The sequence below is a fragment of the Pseudomonas sp. PDM14 genome, assembly GCF_014851905.1.
Lineage (GTDB): Bacteria > Pseudomonadota > Gammaproteobacteria > Pseudomonadales > Pseudomonadaceae > Aquipseudomonas.
This window is the reverse complement of sequence record NZ_JACVAQ010000001.1, coordinates 828,262-846,434: the sequence shown is the minus strand read 5'-3', so window position 1 is coordinate 846,434 and position 18,173 is coordinate 828,262. Positions and strand designations below refer to the sequence as shown.

22 protein-coding genes are annotated in these 18,173 nt (G+C 64.8%); 10 read left to right on the top strand and 12 right to left on the bottom strand.

The features are described 5' to 3' along the window. Window positions 1-3: 3 nt before the first annotated feature. Complete coding sequence (locus IB229_RS03975; RefSeq protein WP_192325174.1) at window positions 4-957, top strand: class I SAM-dependent methyltransferase; 954 nt, start codon at window positions 4-6, stop codon at window positions 955-957. Further along, window positions 954-1,493 carry a DUF2058 domain-containing protein gene (locus IB229_RS03970; protein WP_192325172.1) on the top strand — a complete coding sequence of 180 codons (540 nt, stop codon included), beginning with the start codon at window positions 954-956 and terminating at the stop codon, window positions 1,491-1,493. The genes IB229_RS03975 and IB229_RS03970 overlap by 4 nt, the downstream gene beginning before the upstream one ends. Window positions 1,494-1,545: 52 nt before the next feature. Here the strand turns inward: IB229_RS03970 and IB229_RS03965 are convergent, their stop codons facing one another. The 4 genes from IB229_RS03965 to purM form a co-directional block, all read right to left on the bottom strand. Then, the gene (locus tag IB229_RS03965; RefSeq protein WP_192325170.1) at window positions 1,546-1,821 is read right to left on the bottom strand and encodes a Rho-binding antiterminator; all 276 of its coding nucleotides are present in this window, start codon (window positions 1,819-1,821) and stop codon (window positions 1,546-1,548) included. A 134-nt stretch (window positions 1,822-1,955) separates the two neighbouring features. Continuing rightward, window positions 1,956-2,672, bottom strand: coding sequence for a DUF3108 domain-containing protein (locus IB229_RS03960; protein ID WP_192325168.1), 717 nt, complete (start codon window positions 2,670-2,672; stop codon window positions 1,956-1,958). A gap of 27 nt (window positions 2,673-2,699) precedes the next feature. Continuing rightward, entirely contained in the window at window positions 2,700-3,347 is a 648-nt protein-coding gene (gene purN, locus IB229_RS03955) for a phosphoribosylglycinamide formyltransferase (RefSeq protein ID WP_412547767.1), read from the bottom strand. After that, complete coding sequence (gene purM, locus IB229_RS03950) at window positions 3,347-4,405, bottom strand: phosphoribosylformylglycinamidine cyclo-ligase (RefSeq protein ID WP_192325166.1); 1,059 nt, start codon at window positions 4,403-4,405, stop codon at window positions 3,347-3,349. The genes purN and purM overlap by 1 nt, the downstream gene beginning before the upstream one ends. 207 nt (window positions 4,406-4,612) lie before the next feature. Here purM and IB229_RS03945 point away from each other — a divergent pair, with 207 nt between their 5' ends. The 3 genes from IB229_RS03945 (at window position 4,613) to hda (ending at window position 7,588) form a co-directional block, all read left to right on the top strand. Next, on the top strand, window positions 4,613-5,671 hold the full coding sequence (locus IB229_RS03945; RefSeq protein WP_192325164.1) for a DUF2066 domain-containing protein: 1,059 nt from the start codon (window positions 4,613-4,615) through the stop codon (window positions 5,669-5,671). Between the two features lie 121 nt (window positions 5,672-5,792). Continuing rightward, window positions 5,793-6,887 carry an AI-2E family transporter gene (locus tag IB229_RS03940; protein WP_192325162.1) on the top strand — a complete coding sequence of 365 codons (1,095 nt, stop codon included), beginning with the start codon at window positions 5,793-5,795 and terminating at the stop codon, window positions 6,885-6,887. Beyond that, window positions 6,884-7,588 carry a DnaA regulatory inactivator Hda gene (gene hda / locus IB229_RS03935; protein WP_192325160.1) on the top strand — a complete coding sequence of 235 codons (705 nt, stop codon included), beginning with the start codon at window positions 6,884-6,886 and terminating at the stop codon, window positions 7,586-7,588. The genes IB229_RS03940 and hda overlap by 4 nt, the downstream gene beginning before the upstream one ends. 85 nt (window positions 7,589-7,673) lie before the next feature. Here the strand turns inward: hda and IB229_RS03930 are convergent, their stop codons facing one another. Genes IB229_RS03930 through arsC form a run of 3 tightly spaced genes read right to left on the bottom strand, consistent with a single transcriptional unit; the run spans window position 7,674 to window position 9,032 of the window. Next, entirely contained in the window at window positions 7,674-8,084 is a 411-nt protein-coding gene (locus tag IB229_RS03930; protein WP_192325158.1) for a DUF2069 domain-containing protein, read from the bottom strand. Beyond that, a complete protein-coding gene (wrbA, locus tag IB229_RS03925; protein WP_192325156.1) occupies window positions 8,077-8,682 on the bottom strand; it encodes an NAD(P)H:quinone oxidoreductase in 606 nt (201 codons plus the stop codon). Before wrbA ends, IB229_RS03930 begins: the two co-directional genes overlap by 8 nt. After that, window positions 8,679-9,032 carry an arsenate reductase (glutaredoxin) gene (gene arsC, locus IB229_RS03920; protein WP_192325154.1) on the bottom strand — a complete coding sequence of 118 codons (354 nt, stop codon included), beginning with the start codon at window positions 9,030-9,032 and terminating at the stop codon, window positions 8,679-8,681. The genes wrbA and arsC overlap by 4 nt, the downstream gene beginning before the upstream one ends. 90 nt (window positions 9,033-9,122) lie before the next feature. Between arsC and IB229_RS03915 the strand changes: the two genes are divergently transcribed. Beyond that, window positions 9,123-10,343 (top strand): YihY family inner membrane protein, encoded by a 1,221-nt coding sequence (locus IB229_RS03915; protein WP_192325152.1) that lies wholly within the window; start codon window positions 9,123-9,125, stop codon window positions 10,341-10,343. Window positions 10,344-10,521: 178 nt separating this feature from the next. Continuing rightward, complete coding sequence (locus tag IB229_RS03910; protein ID WP_192325150.1) at window positions 10,522-10,719, top strand: hypothetical protein; 198 nt, start codon at window positions 10,522-10,524, stop codon at window positions 10,717-10,719. Between the two features lie 63 nt (window positions 10,720-10,782). Here IB229_RS03910 and IB229_RS03905 read toward each other — a convergent pair whose 3' ends face one another. Beyond that, window positions 10,783-11,175, bottom strand: coding sequence for a hypothetical protein (locus IB229_RS03905; protein ID WP_192325148.1), 393 nt, complete (start codon window positions 11,173-11,175; stop codon window positions 10,783-10,785). Between the two features lie 109 nt (window positions 11,176-11,284). Beyond that, window positions 11,285-12,697, bottom strand: a complete 1,413-nt coding sequence (locus IB229_RS03900; protein ID WP_192325146.1) for a PilZ domain-containing protein — start codon at window positions 12,695-12,697, stop codon at window positions 11,285-11,287. Between the two features lie 30 nt (window positions 12,698-12,727). On the opposite strand from IB229_RS03900, the gene IB229_RS03895 reads away from it, so the two are divergent. Then, entirely contained in the window at window positions 12,728-13,195 is a 468-nt protein-coding gene (locus IB229_RS03895; RefSeq protein WP_192325144.1) for a TlpA disulfide reductase family protein, read from the top strand. Between the two features lie 3 nt (window positions 13,196-13,198). Further along, complete coding sequence (locus IB229_RS03890) at window positions 13,199-13,474, top strand: acylphosphatase (RefSeq protein WP_192325142.1); 276 nt, start codon at window positions 13,199-13,201, stop codon at window positions 13,472-13,474. Window positions 13,475-13,518: 44 nt separating this feature from the next. Here IB229_RS03890 and IB229_RS03885 read toward each other — a convergent pair whose 3' ends face one another. Beyond that, window positions 13,519-14,469, bottom strand: coding sequence for a hypothetical protein (locus IB229_RS03885; protein ID WP_192325140.1), 951 nt, complete (start codon window positions 14,467-14,469; stop codon window positions 13,519-13,521). Window positions 14,470-14,492: 23 nt separating this feature from the next. Beyond that, window positions 14,493-16,208: a proline--tRNA ligase gene (locus IB229_RS03880; RefSeq protein WP_192325138.1), complete on the bottom strand. Its 1,716-nt coding sequence runs from the start codon at window positions 16,206-16,208 to the stop codon at window positions 14,493-14,495. A 102-nt stretch (window positions 16,209-16,310) separates the two neighbouring features. Between IB229_RS03880 and IB229_RS03875 the strand changes: the two genes are divergently transcribed. Then, entirely contained in the window at window positions 16,311-16,718 is a 408-nt protein-coding gene (locus tag IB229_RS03875; RefSeq protein ID WP_225579016.1) for a PaaI family thioesterase, read from the top strand. A 104-nt stretch (window positions 16,719-16,822) separates the two neighbouring features. Here the strand turns inward: IB229_RS03875 and IB229_RS03870 are convergent, their stop codons facing one another. Next, a complete protein-coding gene (locus tag IB229_RS03870) occupies window positions 16,823-18,067 on the bottom strand; it encodes an OprD family outer membrane porin (protein ID WP_192325134.1) in 1,245 nt (414 codons plus the stop codon). Window positions 18,068-18,173: the final 106 nt, after the last annotated feature.

Genomic DNA, 18,173 nt, shown 5'->3' with positions numbered 1-18,173 from the left:
GCCATGAACACGACTTTCGCCAACGCTTCCAGCACCCCATTCGCCATCGAGGCCGTGGTCGACCAGCCCGCCAGCGTCGGTACGCCGATCGACTGGGCGCACGTCGAACTGCCCGATGCCTGGGCTGATCGCGTGGACTGGACGCACCTGCCCGACGTGCGCCGCGTGCTGCGCACCATCCTCGGCCGCGAGCGTCAGCGCGTGCAGCTGCCGGATGACCTGCCGGGGCGCGCGCTGATCCCCAAGTACGTGCTGCAGGAATTCCACAACCTGCCCAACGGCAACTACTCCAAGTCGTTCAGCCGTGGTTACTCGCAGGGCTTCGACCGCTTCATGCTCGGCAGCCTGCGTGGCGGCCGGCAGCGCGTGGCCGAAGCCTTGCGCGGCGCCGACTGTGCGCTCGACCTGGGTTGCGGTGCCGGGCGCCAGGCCGCCGCCCTGCGTGACGTCGGGATCGGCGAGGTGTGGGGCCTGGACCCGTCGCCCTACCTGTTGCAGAACGCAGCGCGGGCGCATTCGGGGATCACCTGGGTGCAGGGTGTGGCCGAGCGCACCGGGCTGGCCGATGGGCAGTTCGATGCGGTGGCGGTGTGTTTCGTCTTCCACGAAATCCCGCCGCACTACCTGCGCCAGGCCCTGGCCGAGCTGGCGCGGGTCACCCGTCCCGGTGCCCGTCTGGCGGTACTCGAACCCTCGCCGCTGCAATGGACCGCCAGTTACCAGTGGCTCTGGCGCCAGTACGGCTGGCGCGGCATGTACTACCGGGCGCTGGCCAAGCGCGCCTACGAACCCTTTGCCGATGCCTGGCACCGCCAGGATTTCGCTATGCTGCTGGCCGAAGCGGGATTCACCCTGCTGGAAGAGGAGACCGGGTGTCCGTTCCGTTTCTTCCTGGCCCAGCGCGACCCGAACGCCACAGCCGTTCACTCACCTTCCACGAGCATGGACAAGTCATGAGTCTTTCCCTCCGCGACCAGTTGCTGAAAGCGGGTCTGGTCAATGAAAAGCAGGCCAAGCAGGCCGACAAGCAGAAGCAGAAACAGCAGCGCCTGGAGAAGAAGGGCCAGGTCGAGGTCGACGACGAGCAGAAGCGCATCGCCCAGGCGGCCATGGCCGAGAAGGTCGCGCGCGACCAGGAGCTGAACCGTCAGCAGCAGGAAAAGGCCGAGCAGAAGGCCCGCTCCGCGCAGATCAAGCAGTTGATCGAGACCTCGCGCCTGCCCAAGCTGACCACCGAGGACTACTACAACTTCGTCGACGACAAGAAGGTCAAGCGCCTGTCGGTGAACAACCTGATGCGCGACAAGCTCAGCCGCGGTTCGCTGGCCATCGTCCGTCATGGCGGTGGCTATGAGGTGATTCCGCGTGAGGCGGCGCTGAAGATCCAGGAGCGCGACCCACAGCGCGTGGTGCAGCTCAACGTACAGACCGAAGCGCCGGACGCCGACGATCCGTACGCCGCCTACCAGATCCCCGATGACCTGATGTGGTGATCGATGGGCCACGAAAAAGCCGGGCAGTGCCCGGCTTTTTCTTGCCTGCGATTCAGCAGGGCCGGTTGGCCAACAGCACACGAGCGAAACGCGCGCCGGCATCCAGCGGGGTGATCGCCAGCAGGTGATCCAGGCGCAGCACCTGTTCGCCGTCGACGCTGCTTACGCGCAGGTACTCGGCCTTGTCCGCATGGGTTTCGGTGGTGATGGCCCGGGCCTGCAGTTCGTGGCCATCGAGCAATTCGATGCGCAGCTGGTAGCCGTGCAGGCAGGCCACTTCGAGGCGATCGTAAAGCTCGCAGGCCAGTGGCTGGTAAGGCTCGGTCATGGCATTAGCTCGCGCAAGACAGTGGGGCGGTCGGGTTGCAGTGTAGGTGCGCAACGCGCTGCACCTGGCAGTCGATGCGAAACAGCAGGCATGAAAAAGCCGGGCGCTGCCCGGCTTTTGTCGAACGGAGGGATTTACTCCTTGATGCCTTCGACGGCACGGCCGTTGACCGTCGCGTCCTTGAGCATGATCTGGTACTCCTTGCCGTCCTTCTCCACCTGATGCAGGCGCACCAGCAGGAAATCCCAGTTCTTGGCGAACCACAGCACGGTCTTGCGGCTGCTCTGGGTCGGGTCGCGCACGCGCTCGACCTTGATCGCGTCGATCAGGCCGGCCTTGGTGCGTACGCGCTCCTCGCCCAGCACGCGGAAGTCGTAGACCTCGACTTCGTTACCGTCGACCACCTGGTAGCTCATGCTCTTCTTGCCGGCAGCGACGTCGTGCTGCAGCACCAGCTGATAGGTCGACTTGTCCTGCAGGCCACGGTTGAGCACCAGGCGGATGGGCTCGCCGCGGTCGTTGCCGAGGATCTGCTTCTCGGTCCAGTCGAAGTCCTGCTCGATCTGCTTGGCCTTGCCCAGGCCGCTGCGGTCGAAGCGGTAGGTGAGCGGCAGGAATGTGCCGTTCTCGACGCGGAAGGTGCTGACTTCGCTGAGGCTGGCGACCAGCATGGCGGCCTCGAAGGTCAGCTCCCAGCGGCCGTTGTCCAGTTGCTTGAGGCTGCGCCCGGCGGTGCCACTGATCGGCAGCTGCTTCCAGTCGGCGGTGTAGCTGGCGGTGAACGGGCTCAGCTCGGCGGCGCTGAGGGGCAGGGTGAACAGAGCGAGGAGCAACAACAAGGCGCGACGCATTGGTACATCTCCTAAAGCAGTGAAGTCCTAGTTACGTAGCTGCTGCCCGGTGGGCGGCAGCGTCTGGCCATCCAGTTCCGCGCCGTTGTCGCCCAGGCGCAGACGGCCTTCGGCGAACCAGCGCACGGCCAGCGGGTAGATCCGGTGTTCCTGCACGTGAACGCGCTGGGCCAGGGTCTCCGGCGTGTCGTCCGACTGTACCGGGATCGGCGCCTGCACGGCCAGCGGGCCGCCATCCAGCTCTTCGGTGACGAAGTGCACGCTGCAGCCATGTTCGCTGTCACCGGCTTCCAGCGCGCGCTGGTGGGTGTGCAAACCCTTGTACTTGGGCAGCAGCGAGGGATGAATGTTCAGCAAACGGCCGGCGTAGTGGCGCACGAAGCCGGGTGTGAGGATACGCATGAAGCCCGCCAGCACCACCAGGTGTGGCTCGAAGGCGTCGATGGCTTCCACCAGAGCGGCGTCGAAGGCCTCGCGGCCGTCGAACTGCTTGTGGTCGAGCACGCGGGTGTCGATGCCGGCGGCCTTCGCGCGTTGCAGGCCGTAGGCGTCGGCGCGGTTGGAAATCACCGCGCGGATGTGCGCCGGGTTATCGCCGCTGGCAGTGCTGTCGATCAGGGCCTGCAGGTTGCTGCCAGACCCGGAAATCAGCACCACGACATTGCAGTCGGCCATCAGTGGCTTTTCAGGTTGTTCAGCACGACCTGCGCAGCGCCTTCGGCGGCAGTGCCGATCTGGCCGATGACCCACGGCTGCTCGCCGCTGGCCTTGAGGTTGCTCAGCGCGGCTTCGACATGCTCCTGGGCGACGCAGATGACCATGCCGACGCCGCAGTTGAGTACGCGATGCATCTCGTGCTCGTCGACGTTGCCCTGCTGTTGCAGCCAGTCGAATACCGCCGGACGGGTCCAGCTGGCCACATCGACCACTGCCTGAGCGCCTTCCGGCAGCACGCGCGGGATATTGTCGAGCAGGCCGCCGCCGGTGATGTGGGCCATGGCCTTGACCGCGCCGGTGTCCTTGATCAGCTTGAGCAGCGGTTTGACGTAGATGCGCGTCGGTGCCATCAGCAGGTCCTTCAGGGCCTTGCCGTCGAGCTGGATGCTGGTGATGTCGGCATCGGCGACTTCGATGATCTTGCGGATCAGCGAGTAACCGTTGGAGTGCGGGCCGGAGGACGGCAGGGCGATCAGGGCGTCACCGCTGGCGACTTTCGAGCCGTCGATGATTTCGGCCTTTTCCACCACGCCGACGCAGAAGCCGGCCAGGTCGTAATCTTCGCCTTCGTACATGCCCGGCATCTCGGCGGTTTCACCACCGACCAGGGAGCAGCCAGCCAGCTCGCAGCCGGCGCCGATGCCGGTAACCACGGTGGCGGCCACGTCGACGTTGAGCTTGCCGGTGGCGTAGTAGTCGAGGAAGAACAGCGGCTCGGCGCCACACACGACCAAGTCATTGACGCACATGGCGACCAGGTCCTGGCCGATGCTGTCGTGCTGGTTGAGGTTCAGTGCCAGGCGCAGTTTGGTGCCGACGCCGTCGGTGCCGGAGACCAGTACAGGCTGCTTGTAGCCGGCGGGAATCTCGCAGAGCGCGCCGAAACCGCCCAGGCCACCCATGACTTCCGGGCGCGCGGTGCGCTTGGCCACGCCTTTGATGCGTTCGACCAGGGCTTCACCGGCGTCGATGTCTACACCGGCGTCCTTGTAGCTGATGGAGGGTTGCTTGCTCATGGATTCAGGCCTTTAAGGGGGGAATTCGGGGGTCGACCGGGCTTGGCGGGTATGCACGCACGTGCCGGTCTGCGAAGGCGCGCGATTTTATCAGGCTTGCCCGCCAGCGGCCACCGGCCGCGACGGTTGCCGGGTGGCTGGCGGCTGTTTAAGGTATAGCCCTTCATGCGCGGCCCACGCGCGATCCTTCAGCCTTCGAGACTCCCCATGCGCCTGTCCGTCCGTCTGCTAGCCCTGTGCTGTTCGCTGCTCAGCCTGCCGTCCTTCGCCGAGCCGGTCAGCGGCCTCTACCAGGTGCGTCAGGCAGTGGCCAGCCAACAGCCGGAAGAGCGCACGGCGGCGCTGAACCAGGCCCTGGAAACCCTGGTGTTGCGCCTCACCGGCGACCCCAAGGCGGTGCAGAACCCGGGGCTCGACGGCGTGCGCAAGGACCCGCAGCAACTGGTCAGCCAGTTCGTCTACGAAGGCGAGAGCCTGGTCGTCGACTTCGATCCGGTGACCACCGACAACCGCCTGCGCCAGGCCGGCCTAGCCCTGTGGAGCGCCAACCGCCCGGCGATCCTGACCTGGTGGCTGAACACCACGACCGATGGCGCCAGCCTGCTCGGCGATGGCCAGGAAGCCGCTGCGCCACTGCGTGACGCGGCCCAGCATCGCGGTCTGCCGCTGTACCTGCCGCTGGCGGACCTGCAGGAGCAACTCATCGCCACCCCGGAAAACCTCGGTGCCGGTCAACCGGATGCCCTCAAGCCCGCGTCCGAACGCTACGCCGCCGATGCCTTGCTGGCCGTACACGCCAAGCAGGACGATGCGGGCCAGTGGCAGGCGCAATGGCGCCTGTGGCTGGGCGACTCGCGCGAGCAGGGCAGTGCCAAGGGCGCCGACCAGGCCGCACTGGCGGATGCCGTGCTGCTGGATGTCAGCCAGCGCCTGGCGCCGCGGTTCGTGGTCAAACCGGGCGCGGCCAGTACGCTGCTGGTCGAGGTGCAGGGCGCCGGCCTGGCGCGCTATGCCGAGCTGGAGCGCCTGCTCGAACCCTTCGGTGCGCGCCTGAACAAGGTCAAGGGCGACCAGCTGACCTGGCAGGTCAACGCCAGTGCCGAGCAACTGCGCGCGCAGTTGGCTCTGGCCGGCTTGCAGGAAGTGCCGGCCGACGCTGCGCCGCTTGACGCCGCCACGCCAGTCGAGCCGGGTGCTCAGCCAGGTGCCGCGCCGGTGGCACCGCCTCCTGCGCCAGCGGCCAATCTGCTGCGGTTCCGCTGGTAACACGCCGCTGCGGCGTTGCTGCGAGGGTAGTGCCGCGAACCTTCTGATCCTGCCCATCGGCGCCTGCGTTGAAGGGGCTGCACGTTGACCCCATCGATGACCAAGGCGGAGAGCCTGACAAATGACTGATTCACGCCGCTGGATGTGGCTCGCGGGCCTGGTGCTGTGTGGTTGGCTGCTGTACCTGCTGACGCCGATTCTTTCGCCGTTTCTGGTCGCCATGCTGCTCGCCTACCTCGGCGATCCGCTGGTGGATCGGCTGGAGCGCTGGAAGCTGTCGCGCACCTGGGGCGTGGTGGTGGTATTCACCCTGTTCAGCCTGGTGTTGCTGATCCTGTTGCTGGTTCTGGTGCCGATGCTCGGTCGTCAGCTGGTACGCCTCTATGAACTGGCGCCGCAGATGCTCGACCGCCTGCAGCACGAGGCCTTGCCCTGGGCTCAGGCGCAGTTCGGGCTGCCGGATGGCTTCTGGCGCTTCGAGCAGGTCAAGGCCGCGCTCGGCGAGCACCTGGGCAAGACCACCGATATCGTCGGCATCGTCCTCGCTCAGGCCACCGCTTCCAGCCTGGCGCTGCTGGCCTGGCTCGGCAACCTGTTGCTGATCCCGGTGGTGGCGTTCTACCTGCTGCGTGACTGGGATGTGATGATGGCCAAGCTGCGCGGCCTGCTACCGCGCTCGCGCGAAGGTTTCATCGTGCAACTGGTCGGCGAATGCCACGAGGTGCTTGGCGCCTTCGTCCGCGGTCAGCTGCTGGTGATGCTCGCCCTGGCTGCCATCTACGCCAGTGGCCTGATGCTGGTGGGCCTGGAGCTGGGTCTGCTGATCGGCGTGCTCGCCGGCCTCGCCAGCATCGTGCCGTACATGGGCTTCGTCGTCGGCTTCGGTGCGGCAGTGATCGCCGCGCTGTTCCAGTACGGCGGCTTCGATCCCTATCCGTTGATCGGCATCGGTGTGGTCTTCGGTATCGGCCAACTGCTCGAAGGCATGCTGCTGACCCCGCTGCTGGTCGGCGACCGCATCGGCCTGCACCCGGTGGCGGTGATCTTCGCCATCCTCGCCGGCGGCCAGCTGTTCGGCTTCACCGGTGTTCTGCTGGCGCTGCCGGTGGCCGCGATCATCATGGTTTTGCTGCGCCATGCTCATGATTTCTATAAACTTTCTGATCTTTACGGTGAGCCCGGAGTCGGTTCTGACGAACCGCCCAGTCCAGCATGATCCCGATCCAGCTTCCCCTTGGCGTGCGCTTGCGCGACGACGCCACCTTCGCCAACTACTACCCGGGCGCCAATGCGGCGGCGCTCGGCTACGTCGAGCGCCTGTGCGAAGCCGATGCCGGCTGGACGGAGAGCCTGATCTACCTCTGGGGTGGCGAAGGTGTCGGCCGCAGCCATCTGTTGCAGGCTGCCTGCTTGCGCTTCGAACAGCGTGGCGAGGCGGCGGTCTACCTGCCGCTGGCGGATGTTGCCGAGCATGGCCCGGAGTTGTTGGACAACCTCGAGCAGTGCGAACTGGTGTGCCTGGATGACCTGGAGGCTGTCGCCGGTCGCGCCGACTGGGAAGAGGCGCTGTTCCACCTGTTCAACCGCCTGCGGGATTCAGGGCGTCGCTTGCTGCTGTCGGCCGCCTGCCCACCGCGCGAGCTGGCGATCGGCCTGGCCGACCTGCAGTCGCGGTTGACCCTGGCGCTGGTGTTCCAGATGCATTCGCTGTCCGACGAGGACAAGCTGCGTGCTTTGCAGCTGCGTGCTTCGCGTCGCGGCCTGCACCTCACCGACGACGTCGGCCGCTTCATCCTGACCCGCGGCGAGCGCAGCATGAGCGCCTTGTTCGACCTTCTCGAACGCCTCGATCAGGCGTCCCTGCAGGCCCAGCGCAAGCTGACCATCCCGTTTCTCAAGGAAACCCTCGGCTGGTAAGCCCGGGGGTTCTCCGCTACCTACCTTCGATGGGCATACCCGCCGGCTCGGGCCGAGTCGGCAGGTGCGCGCATGAGCGAGTGAGTCAGACCTCGCCTGCCAGCTTGCGGTCGTACTGGAAGCGCCAGCGGGTGTAGAGCAGGGCGCAGCAGAACAGGCCGAAACTGATGACCGCTTCGAGCAGGCCGAACAGTGCGCGGGCCGGGTCGATGGCGGCGAGCACGCCCTGGATGAAGTAGATGTTCACCACGAAGCAGGTCCAGGCATGGGCGCGGGCGCTGCCGAGGAACAGGCCGGGGGCGAGCAGCAGCAGCGGCACCAGTTGGATGCTCAGGACCACCCAGGTGCGCGCGCCGTGCAGGTCGGCGAACACCAGGTTCCAGACCAGCAGCAGGGCGCTCAGGGCGAGGAAGCTGAACAGGCTCAGGGCGCGAGTCAGCTTTAGGCGCGGGGCCAGCCAGTCGAGTTGCGGAAGGGGTTTTGCTTGCTTAGCCACGGGGTGTCTCCAGCTGCAGGGCGGTTTTCGCCAGGCGCTGCCCGAGGGCGCGGCACAGCGTGATTTCATGTTCGTCGAGGGCGCGCTTGCCATCGGCACCGGCGTGGTGGCTCGGGCCGTACGGGGTGCCGCCACCGCGGGTTTCCAACAGCGCGCCTTCGCTGTAGGGCAGACCGCAAACCAGCATGCCGTGGTGCAGCAATGGCAGCATCATCGACAGCAGGGTGCTTTCCTGACCGCCATGCAGGCTGGAGGTGGTGGTGAACACGCCAGCGGGCTTGCCGACCAGTTCACCGGTCAGCCACAGGTTGCTGGTGCCGTCGATGAAGTACTTCAGCGGGGCGGCCATGTTGCCGAAGCGGGTCGGGCTGCCCAGGGCCATGCCGGCGCAGTGCTTGAGGTCGTCCAGGCTGGCGTACAGCGCGCCTTCGGCCGGAATGGCCGGGGCGGTGGCTTCGCAGTCGCTGGAAACCGGCGGCACGGTGCGCAGGCGCGCTTCCAGGCCGGCCATCTCGACGCCGCGGGCAATCTGCCGGGCCATCTCGGCGGTGGCGCCGTGGCGGCTGTAATAGAGCACAAGGATGTAGGGCGCACTCATGCGAGCAACTCCAGCACCTTTTCCGGCGGCCGACCAATTACCGCCTTGTCGCCGGCGATGAGGATCGGGCGCTCGATCAGCTTGGGGTGGGCAACCATGGCGTCGATCAGCTGAGCCTCGTCGAGGCTGCTGTCGCCCAGGTTGAGCGCCTTGTAGTCGTCTTCACCAGTGCGCAGCAGGTCGCGCGCGCTGATCCCCAGTTTGCCGAGCAGGCTGCGCAGTTCGGCGGCAGTGGGCGGGGTTTCCAGGTAGCGCACCACCTGCGGTTGCAGGCCACGCGCTTCGAGCAGTTCCAGCGCGCCGCGGGATTTCGAGCAGCGCGGGTTGTGGTAAAGGGTCAGGTCGGTCATGGATGGGTCGCATCTTGCCTAGGGTGGGCGCTATTCTAACCGCCCCGGCGCCCTTGGGCGCAGCAGCTAAACAGGTTCTAAGGAGAGGGCATGCAGCAGCGGCTTGGCGACGTTGTGGAGTTCTGGCGTTACCTGTTGCAGCGTTTCTTCGCCGATCGCGCCCTGCAGAGCGCCGCGGCGCTGACCTACACCACGTTGTTCGCGGTGGTGCCGATGATGACCGTGACCTTCGTCATGCTCTCGGCGATCCCCGCGTTCCAGGGCATGGGCGAGGACATCCAGAGTTTCATCTTCCGCAACTTCGTGCCGTCGTCCGGGGCGACGGTGCAGGAGTACCTGCGCGACTTCATCATCCAGGCCCGCAAGCTGACCTGGGTCGGCGTGGTGGTGCTGGCGCTGACCGCGTTCATGATGCTGCTGACCATCGAGAAGGCCTTCAACACCGTTTGGCGTGTGCGCGAGCCGCGGCGTGGGGTCTCCAGCTTCCTGCTGTACTGGGCGATTCTCAGCCTCGGGCCGTTGCTGCTGGGGGTGGGGTTTGCCGTCAGCACCTACATCACCTCGCTGTCGATCATCTCCGGGCCGCACGCGCTGATCGGTGCGAAGACTCTGTTGAGCTTCGCGCCGTTGTTGACCAGTGTGGCCGCGTTCACCCTGATCTATGCCACGGTGCCCAATGCACGGGTGCCGCTGCGCCATGCGCTGATCGGCGGCCTGTTCGCCGCGGTGCTGGTGGAGATCGCCAAGTCGCTGTTCGGCCTGTTCGTCAGCCTGTTTCCCGGTTACCAGCTGATCTATGGGGCGTTCGCCACGGTGCCGTTGTTCCTGCTGTGGATCTACGTGTCCTGGTTGATCGTGCTGTTCGGCGCCGAGCTGGTGTACAGCCTGTCGTCGTCGCGGCACTGGCGGCGTCAGGCCCTGCCCAAGCTGCTGGTCGCCCTGGGCATCCTGCGTGTGTTCCACGCTCGTCAGCAACGCGGCCTGCCGGTTCGCCACGGGCACGTGCAGAGCGAAGGGTGGCCACTGCCCGAGCATGAGTGGGAGGAGATCGTCGAGTTCCTCGAGCGCGAGCACCTGATCTGCCGTGTCAGTGGTGGGGCGGGTTGGGTGCTGTGCCGTGATCTGGAGCACTTCAGTCTGCATCGCCTGCTGACGCACAGCCCCTGGCCGTTGCCGCGTGCCGCGCAGCTGCCGGCGCAGCTCGACGAGCCCTGGTACCCGGAGCTGCGTGCTGCCCTGCAGGCGCTGGATGAAGAGCAGGCGCAGCTGTTCGATGGCAGTCTGGCCGCTTGGCTGGGGCGCAGCGAGTAGGGCGTTTCAGGTGACAAAAAAAGTCAGTTTGCGGCGGACTGCAGTGACCGGGCTGCACTGGTCCTGCGGCGCGGGCCGTGTTTCGCGTGGCAGGACGGCTGGCACGCTTCTGGCTATCTAGAGGTTATCTGCTGGCAGACTGCCAGCAACCTTCTGGCTGGTCAGGTAACGGAACGTCATGAGCAGTGCCGACAACAGGGTGATCCATCTGCACGAGCGCGATGCCGAGGGGGCGCTGGAACGCCTCAATCGCATCACCGGCTTGAGCTTCGCGCGCTGGCCGCAGTCGCTGGTGCCCGCGCCGGTTCAACAGGAGCCCGTGGCGGTGGACGATAAAGGTGATGCGCCGGCTTCGCGCAATGCGGAAACCGGCTGAAATCCACGCAAAAGAAAACCCCGCGCGCTGGGCGACGGGGTTTCGGGTTACACGCGAAGGGACTCAGGCGGTAGCGGTACGGGCGTCGCTGCTGGCCAGTTCCACGGCCTGAACGAACAACTCCTCGACTATCAGGGTGCTGGCCGGTACGGCCGAGCGCAGGCGTACCTGCATGTCCTCGATCTTCTGCTTGAGCGGCAAGCGAGCGATGCCGGACAGCATCACCTTGTTGTGCGCATTGACCTTGCCGTGGTCCACGGCGACTTCACGTTGCTGGCCACCATCGCGGTAGCTGACCAGCAGCGATACCGGCAGGTTGGCCAGGCCTGGCAGGTGCAGCCAGGCCGCCACGTTGAACTCGGCCACGCGGCCTTCGTACGGGGTGACGCTGGAGCGGGCGCTGTTGACGATGCTGGACGGGACGGGGCCAACCAGTTTGTCGGGTGTTTGAGACATGGACGACTCCGGTTGATGTTCTAGGTGTTGGAGTGGGGGCGATTATAGGCAGCGGATTGCTGCAGAAACTGTGCACCTGGGCGCCGATAGCCGTGACTTTCGTCGCAGTTCAGGCCAGGCGCAGCGGGTGGCGCACCACGGACGAGGTGGTCAGGTTCGCGGCAGGCAGGGGCAGTACGGCCTGGTTGTTGACGTTGGCCAGCTGCAGCCAGAGGTTTTCGCCCTCGACGAACTGTCCGCAGGGCAGCCACAGGCCGTGGTGCCAGCCGTTGCCAGGCTCGGGAGTGCTCTGCAGCACCGCCGGATGAGTGTGCGCACTGGGCGCACGACGCAGCCACACCGGTCGCGGCAGACCCTTGAGGTAGCGCAGGCCCAGGTGCAGGCCCTCGGGGTTGAGGTGGCGCCAGCGCACCAGTGCCAGGCTTGGCGTGCCCTTGCTGGTCAGCACCAGCAGCAGTTGGCCGACCGGCAGCTGCGCGCCCTGGTCGGCATGGCAGAGCAGGCGCGCACCGCCGGGGCTGGCATCGAGCATCTGCGCCGAGCAGGTCTGCGGACGCTTTTCCAGCAACTGTGCGTGGATGGTCGGCAGGCCGATCACCATGCTGCAGTCGGCGTTGAAATCGGCACGCGGATGGCGACGCTGCTGGCGGCCCAGCCAGTGCTGCTGGACGCGTTCGAGCAGGGCATGCTCGGCTGGTGTCTGCAGCGGTGCGGGGTCGTTCAGGGCAACCAGCAACGCGCCCAGTTCCAGGCGACGCAGGCATGCCGGGTCACTCTCGATGGGGTGCTCGAAAGGCAGGCAGGGATGCGGCTGAGTAAGGTCGATGACGGCGCCTTCGCTGGCTTCTTCCTCTTCATCCCAGGGCAGCAGGCGCGCCAGGCCGGCCAGTGGTGTCAGGGCGCCGAACAGCAACGGGCATTCGCCTTCGGCGAGGTGGAACGGGTTGCTCATCGCCAGCAACAGGGTCTGCTGGTAGAGGCCACGCAGGGTGCTGGCCGGTGTCGGCTGGAAGGCCGCGGCGACGTGTTCGTCGAGGCATTCCTGGTGTTCGCCGATCCAGTAGAGCAGGTGGCTGTCGCGCCACAATCCGGCTGGCGGTTCCTGATAGAGCTGGTAGTGGCGCATCAGGGTCTGCGCGGTGAAGTGCTCGGCCATGTACAGGCACCAGGCCAGGTGCGGGCGCGAGGGCTGACGGCCCTGGAGTATCTGCAGCAGCAAGCGCTTGAAACCGACTGCCAGCTCGGCGCACAGGCGCACGAACAACGGCGGCGGGGCGATGCGCTCGCGGTAGGCGCTAGCGTAATGGCGGTACTCTTCGCTGAAACTTTGCAGCGCGCGTTGCCTTTCAAGTAAGGTCATGGCGCTGCGATTGAGGCGGAACAGCAGGCTCAGCGCCTGTTGCAGAGCATTCTCCGTCGTCTGTGTTCGAGCCGCTGCCAGTTGCACGCCGAGGTCGGCGAGCGAGGCGGTATCCTCCTCGAGGATATCCGGGACTTCGAGGCGCAAGGCATCCAGCGTCATGTCAACCCTGCGAGCACGAGGATCGAATGCATGGGAGTGCGTCTCCAGATAGTGGTGGGAATGCTTGCCGGGCTTCTGCTGGCCGGTTGTGCCGAGGACATGGGTGTCGATCAGCATGGACGAAAGGTAACGGCTGGGCAGCTGGAAGACCAGTGGTTAGTGATTAATTACTGGGCAGAATGGTGCCGGCCATGTCGCACGGAAATTCCTGAGCTCAATCGTCTGGAAAAACAGCTGCAGGGGCAGTCGGCGCGGGTGCTCGGAGTGAACTTCGATGCGCTGCAGGGCGAGGCGCTGAGCAAGGCTGCCGATGGTTTCGATATCCAGTTTACCGTGCTCGCCAGTGACCCGGCGGCGCATTTCAAATTGCCGCGCAACGACGTGCTGCCGGTGACCTACCTGGTCGATGGCGACGGCCGACTGCGCGAGCGCCTGGTCGGCGAACAGACCGCCGCCGGCCTGCTGGCACGGCTCAAGGCGCTGCAGGGCGAGGAGTGAGTGATGGCGCGTATCTGTCTGCATGGCTACATCAGCGGCACGGTGCAGGGCGTGAGCTTTCGTCAGAGTACTTGTGCCGAAGCGCAGCGCCTGGCGCTGGATGGCTGGGTGCGCAACCTCGTCGATGGGCGGGTCGAGGTGCTGGCCGAGGGGGATGAAGAAGCGGTGCGCCGCCTCGCCAAGTGGCTCGAGCGCGGGCCGGCAGCAGCGCGGGTAACCGATGTGCAGCTGGAGGAGCAGGCGCTGCAGGGGATCGCAGGTTTCATCGTGCGCCGTTGAGCGCGAGGGCGACCGCGGATGCCGGGTCGCCCTTCAGTCTCTGATCAGTCGCTGCCCGGGTCGGCAGCCAGGCGGCCGGCGTCCTTCATCAGGCGGCTGAGAAATTCCTGCTGCAGCTCCGGGTCGTTGCGGGTCAGTTCGATCAGGCTCTGTTCCAGTTCACTGGCTTCTTCTTCCAGGCCCAGGTCAGACAGGCGCTTGACCCGGTGTACCCAGTGCTCGACTTCGTCGTCTTCCAGATCGTCATAAATCAGCGTGTGCGCTTCCTGCAGTTTGCCACGCAGTGTGCGGCTGACCGTCAGGGTGGCGTCGGTACGGGCTTCGTCCTGGGCATCGGCCACGCTGAGCACGAGGGTGGCGACGGGGCTCAAGTCCTGTTCTGCGAAGGGTTCGTCGAGCAGGTTGAGGCGCAGGACGCCGTTGCGGTCGGTGATCAGCTCGTGGGTGGTGTCACCAGCCTTGACCAGCACCGGGCGTTCGGCCCAGGGCAGGCTGGAATACTCCATGCGCTTGTCCAGCTGGTTTTCGGCGAGGTCGGCGAGATTCTGCTCGGAGCGCCCGTTGGACTCGACGTTCATCGCCGGGTTGAGGCCGGCGAAACCGTAGCTGATCCAGTCCTTGGTCACGGTGTCCGGGAGGCGGCCGAGCATGATCACGTTGAGCACGTTGGCACCGACGCCGGCGACCACCGCGACCACGCCGAGCGGCACTTCATAGAGTTCGCGCCAGGGCTGGTAGGGGGTGTAGCGATCATAGCGGCGGGTGACCTCGAACTCTGTCACCTCGAAGGTCTTCTGCTCGTGGATGCGCACACGGCGCTGCGGCAACTCCAGCACGGGCGGCTCACCGACATCGATCTGCAGGCTGTGGGCGAGCAGTTTGCGTTCGATACGCTCCTCGTGCTCGCTGCGTTGCGGAAGATGGTTGGCGCAGCCGCTGAGGAAAAGGGTGCCGAGCAGGCCGGCGCCAGTGCGGAGGGTGGTTCGCTTGAACATGATCGCTCTTGGTGCAGTCGCTATCAGCGGCCGGTACGGGTGTTGATGAAAGGCAGGATATCGCTGGCCGGCACGGCCTGGGCATCGGCGTCGCGACGATTCTTGTACTCGAGGTTGCCCTCGGCCAAGCTGCGCTCGCTGACCACGATGCGGTGCGGAATGCCGATCAGCTCCATGTCGGCGAACTTCACGCCGGGGCTGGTCTTCTTGTCGCGATCATCCAGCAGTACCTCGTAGCCAGCGGCCGTGAGGTCGGCATACAGCTTGTCGGTGGCTTCGCGAACCGCTTCGTTTTCATACTTCATCGGCACCAGAGCGATCTGGAAGGGCGCCAGGGCGTCGCTCCAGAGAATGCCGCGTTCGTCCCAATTCTGCTCGATGGCAGCAGCGACCACGCGCGATACGCCGATGCCGTAGCAGCCCATGATCAGGGTGGTCGGCTTGCCGCTTTCACCCAGCACCTTGCAGCCCAGCGCTTCGCTGTACTTGATGCCGAGCTGGAAGATGTGACCGACTTCGATGCCGCGCTTGATCACCAGGCTGCCCTGGCCATCGGGGCTCGGGTCACCGGCGACCACGTTGCGCAGGTCGGCGACGGCCGGCAGCGGCAGGTCGCGGTCCCAGTTGAGGCCGAAGTAGTGCTTGCCGTCGACGTTGGCGCCGGCAGAGAAGTCGGCGAGCAGGGCGACGGAGCGGTCGATCACGCAGGGGATCGACAGATTCAGCGGGCCGAGGGATCCGGGGCCAGCGCCGATGGCCGCACGGATCTCGCCTTCGGACGCGAACACCAGCGGGCTGGCGACCTGCTCCAGGTTGGCAGCCTTGATCTCGTTCAGCTCGTGGTCGCCACGCACGATCAGCGCGACCAGCGTGCCTTCTTCGGCGCCATGCACGACCAGGGTCTTGATGGTCCTGGTGATCGCCAGGTTGAACTGGTTGACCAGCTCGTCGATGGTCTTGGCGTCTGGAGTATCGATCAGGCGCAGTGCTTCGCTGGCGTCAGCGCGAGCGGTTTCGCGCGGCAGCGCTTCGGCCTTCTCGATGTTGGCGGCGTAGTCGGAGGTGTCGCTGAAGGCGATATCGTCTTCACCGGACTCGGCCAGCACGTGGAACTCGTGGGAGCCGGTGCCACCAATGGAACCGGTATCGGCCTGCACGGGGCGGAAGTTCAGGCCCAGGCGGGTGAACACGTTGCAGTACGCCTGGTGCATGCGGTCGTAGGTTTCCTGCAGCGATTCCTGGCTCATGTGGAAGGAGTAGGCATCCTTCATCAGGAACTCGCGACCGCGCATCAGACCGAAGCGCGGACGGATCTCGTCACGGAACTTGGTCTGGATCTGGTACAGGTTGATCGGCAGCTGCTTGTAGCTGTTCAGCTCGTTGCGCGCCAGATCGGTGATGACTTCTTCGTGGGTCGGGCCGACGCAGAACTCACGATCATGGCGATCGCGGATGCGCAGCAGCTCCGGGCCGTATTGTTCCCAGCGGCCGGACTCCTGCCACAGCTCCGCCGGCTGGATGGCCGGCATCAGTACCTCGAGCGCACCCGCTGCGTTCATTTCTTCGCGCACGATGGCTTCAGCCTTGCGCAGCACGCGCAGGCCCATGGGCAGCCAGGTGTACAGGCCCGAAGCGAGTTTGCGGATCATCCCGGCGCGCAGCATAAGCTGATGGCTGATCACCACGGCATCGGAAGGGGTTTCTTTGAGGGTGGAGAGCAGGTACTGACTGGTACGCATGTTTGGCCGTTATGTCGGTTGCGAGGGCAAATAATGACTCGGCATTGTACGGTGCCAGTCCTGTGGCGTACAGGATCAGACCGGGAGTTGAAGGTGGCTGAATTGACCGCTGGGCAGGTACAGGCGCTGATTCGCGCGGGTGTACCGATGGCCGAGGATATCGATCTGTGTATTGATCGCCTGGATGGTGATGTGGCTGTGGCACGGGTGCCGTTTCACGGGCGCCTGGTTCGGCCGGGCGGCACGGTGTCCGGACCGACGATCATGGCGCTGGCGGATGCGGCGATGTATGCCGTGGTGCTGGGGCGGCTGGGGCGTGTCGAGATGGCAGTGACGGCCAATCTGAATATCAACTTCCTGGCCAGGCCGATGGCAGTGGATCTGCTCGCCGAGGCTAGAATTTTGCGGCTTTCGCGGCGCCAGGCGGTTTGTGAGGTGCAGCTGTATTCATTGGGGCGAGAGGATGATCTGGTGGCGCATGTAACTGGTACCTATGCTCTGCCTCTTTAGATTGTGTAGGTGCAGATGCCTGTAAATAAATCCCTGCGAACGAAAACAAGAAACCCGGCCTAGGCCGGGTTTCCTTTTACTTTCGAGTGTACTCGAAGAAATCCTTACAGGATTTCCAGCGGGTACTCTGCGAACAAGCGCCACTCGTTCAGGTCTTGTGTGAAGTCTGTGTCGGAGCGGTAGATCGAGTTACGGAACTTGAAGGACAGGTCCTTCGCGGCGCCGCTTTGGATGGTGTACTTGACCTGGTTGAAGAACTCGCGCTCTTTGGCGTCGTCAGCACCACCGAAATCAATGTCGTAGCCGTAGACGTAGGCGGTTTTCCAGCTCAGACCCGGTACGCCGTAGCCAGCGAAGTCCAGCTCATAGCTGGCCTGCCAGGATTTTTCGTCGGCGTTGTTGAAGTCGGAGTAGTAGGAGTTGGACAGCCAGATGGCGCTGCCGCCGTCGCCGATGTCGTAGGCATAGCCGACGTCGCCGCTGTTCTGCTGGTAGGCCAGGATGAAGGCGTGAGCGCCAACGCTGTACTTACCGGCCAGGCTGAAGACGGTGTTGTCGTCGCCTTCAACGCCGTTACCAAAGAAGAGATCCGACGCAGTGGTGTCGTCCTCATACTTGGTTTTGTAGATGTTGAAGTCGAAGTTCAGAGCCTGCTCTTCGGCCAGCGCAATGGTGTAGTTCACGTTGGCGTAGTACTTCTTGGCGACATCTTCGATATCGGAGTAGTACAGGGAGGCGCTCAGGTCTTCGTTGAACTGGTAGCTGCCACCAGCTACATCAATGCTCTTCAGGCGGCCGTCATCGCGGGCGGCGCTGGCCATCGGGCTGGCAGCGGTAAAGCGACCGGCGTTCAGCTCCAGGCCTTCGATCTCGCTGCTGGTGATCAGGGTGCCGGTGAAGCTTTGTGGCAGCAGGCGGGAGTCGTCATAGGCCAGAACCGGCAGGCTCGGCATTTGATCGCCAAACTTGATGACGGTGTTGGAGAGGCGAACTTTGACCGCTGCGCCAGCTTGGCCAACGGAGTCGTCCCAGTCTTTTGCTTCGCCAGGGAACATGTCGCCCTGGCCGCCGTCGAGTTTCAGACCCAGCAGGCCGAAAGCGTCAACGCCGACGCCGACGGTGCCTTGGGTGAAGCCGGACTCGTAGGTGCCGATGAAAGCTTGGCCCCAGGTTTTAACGTCGTCGCGCCCATTGTTGTAGTCGCGGTTCCAGTAAGTATTGCGCAGCAGCACATTCAGGCTGCTGTCTTCGACGAAGCCTTTAGAGTCGGATTGCGCGCTGGCGAAAGCCAGTTGGGTAGTAACTGCGGTCACGGCCAGAGCCAGTGCGCTCCACTTCATTACTTGCATTTGGAATGCTCCTTGGTTTGGAAGAGTTGTGCTGCCCACTCTTTAGTTGTATGGGCGGCTCTTTCTTTTTGTGTCGGCGGTAACTTATATCACGCCGACTTAGTTG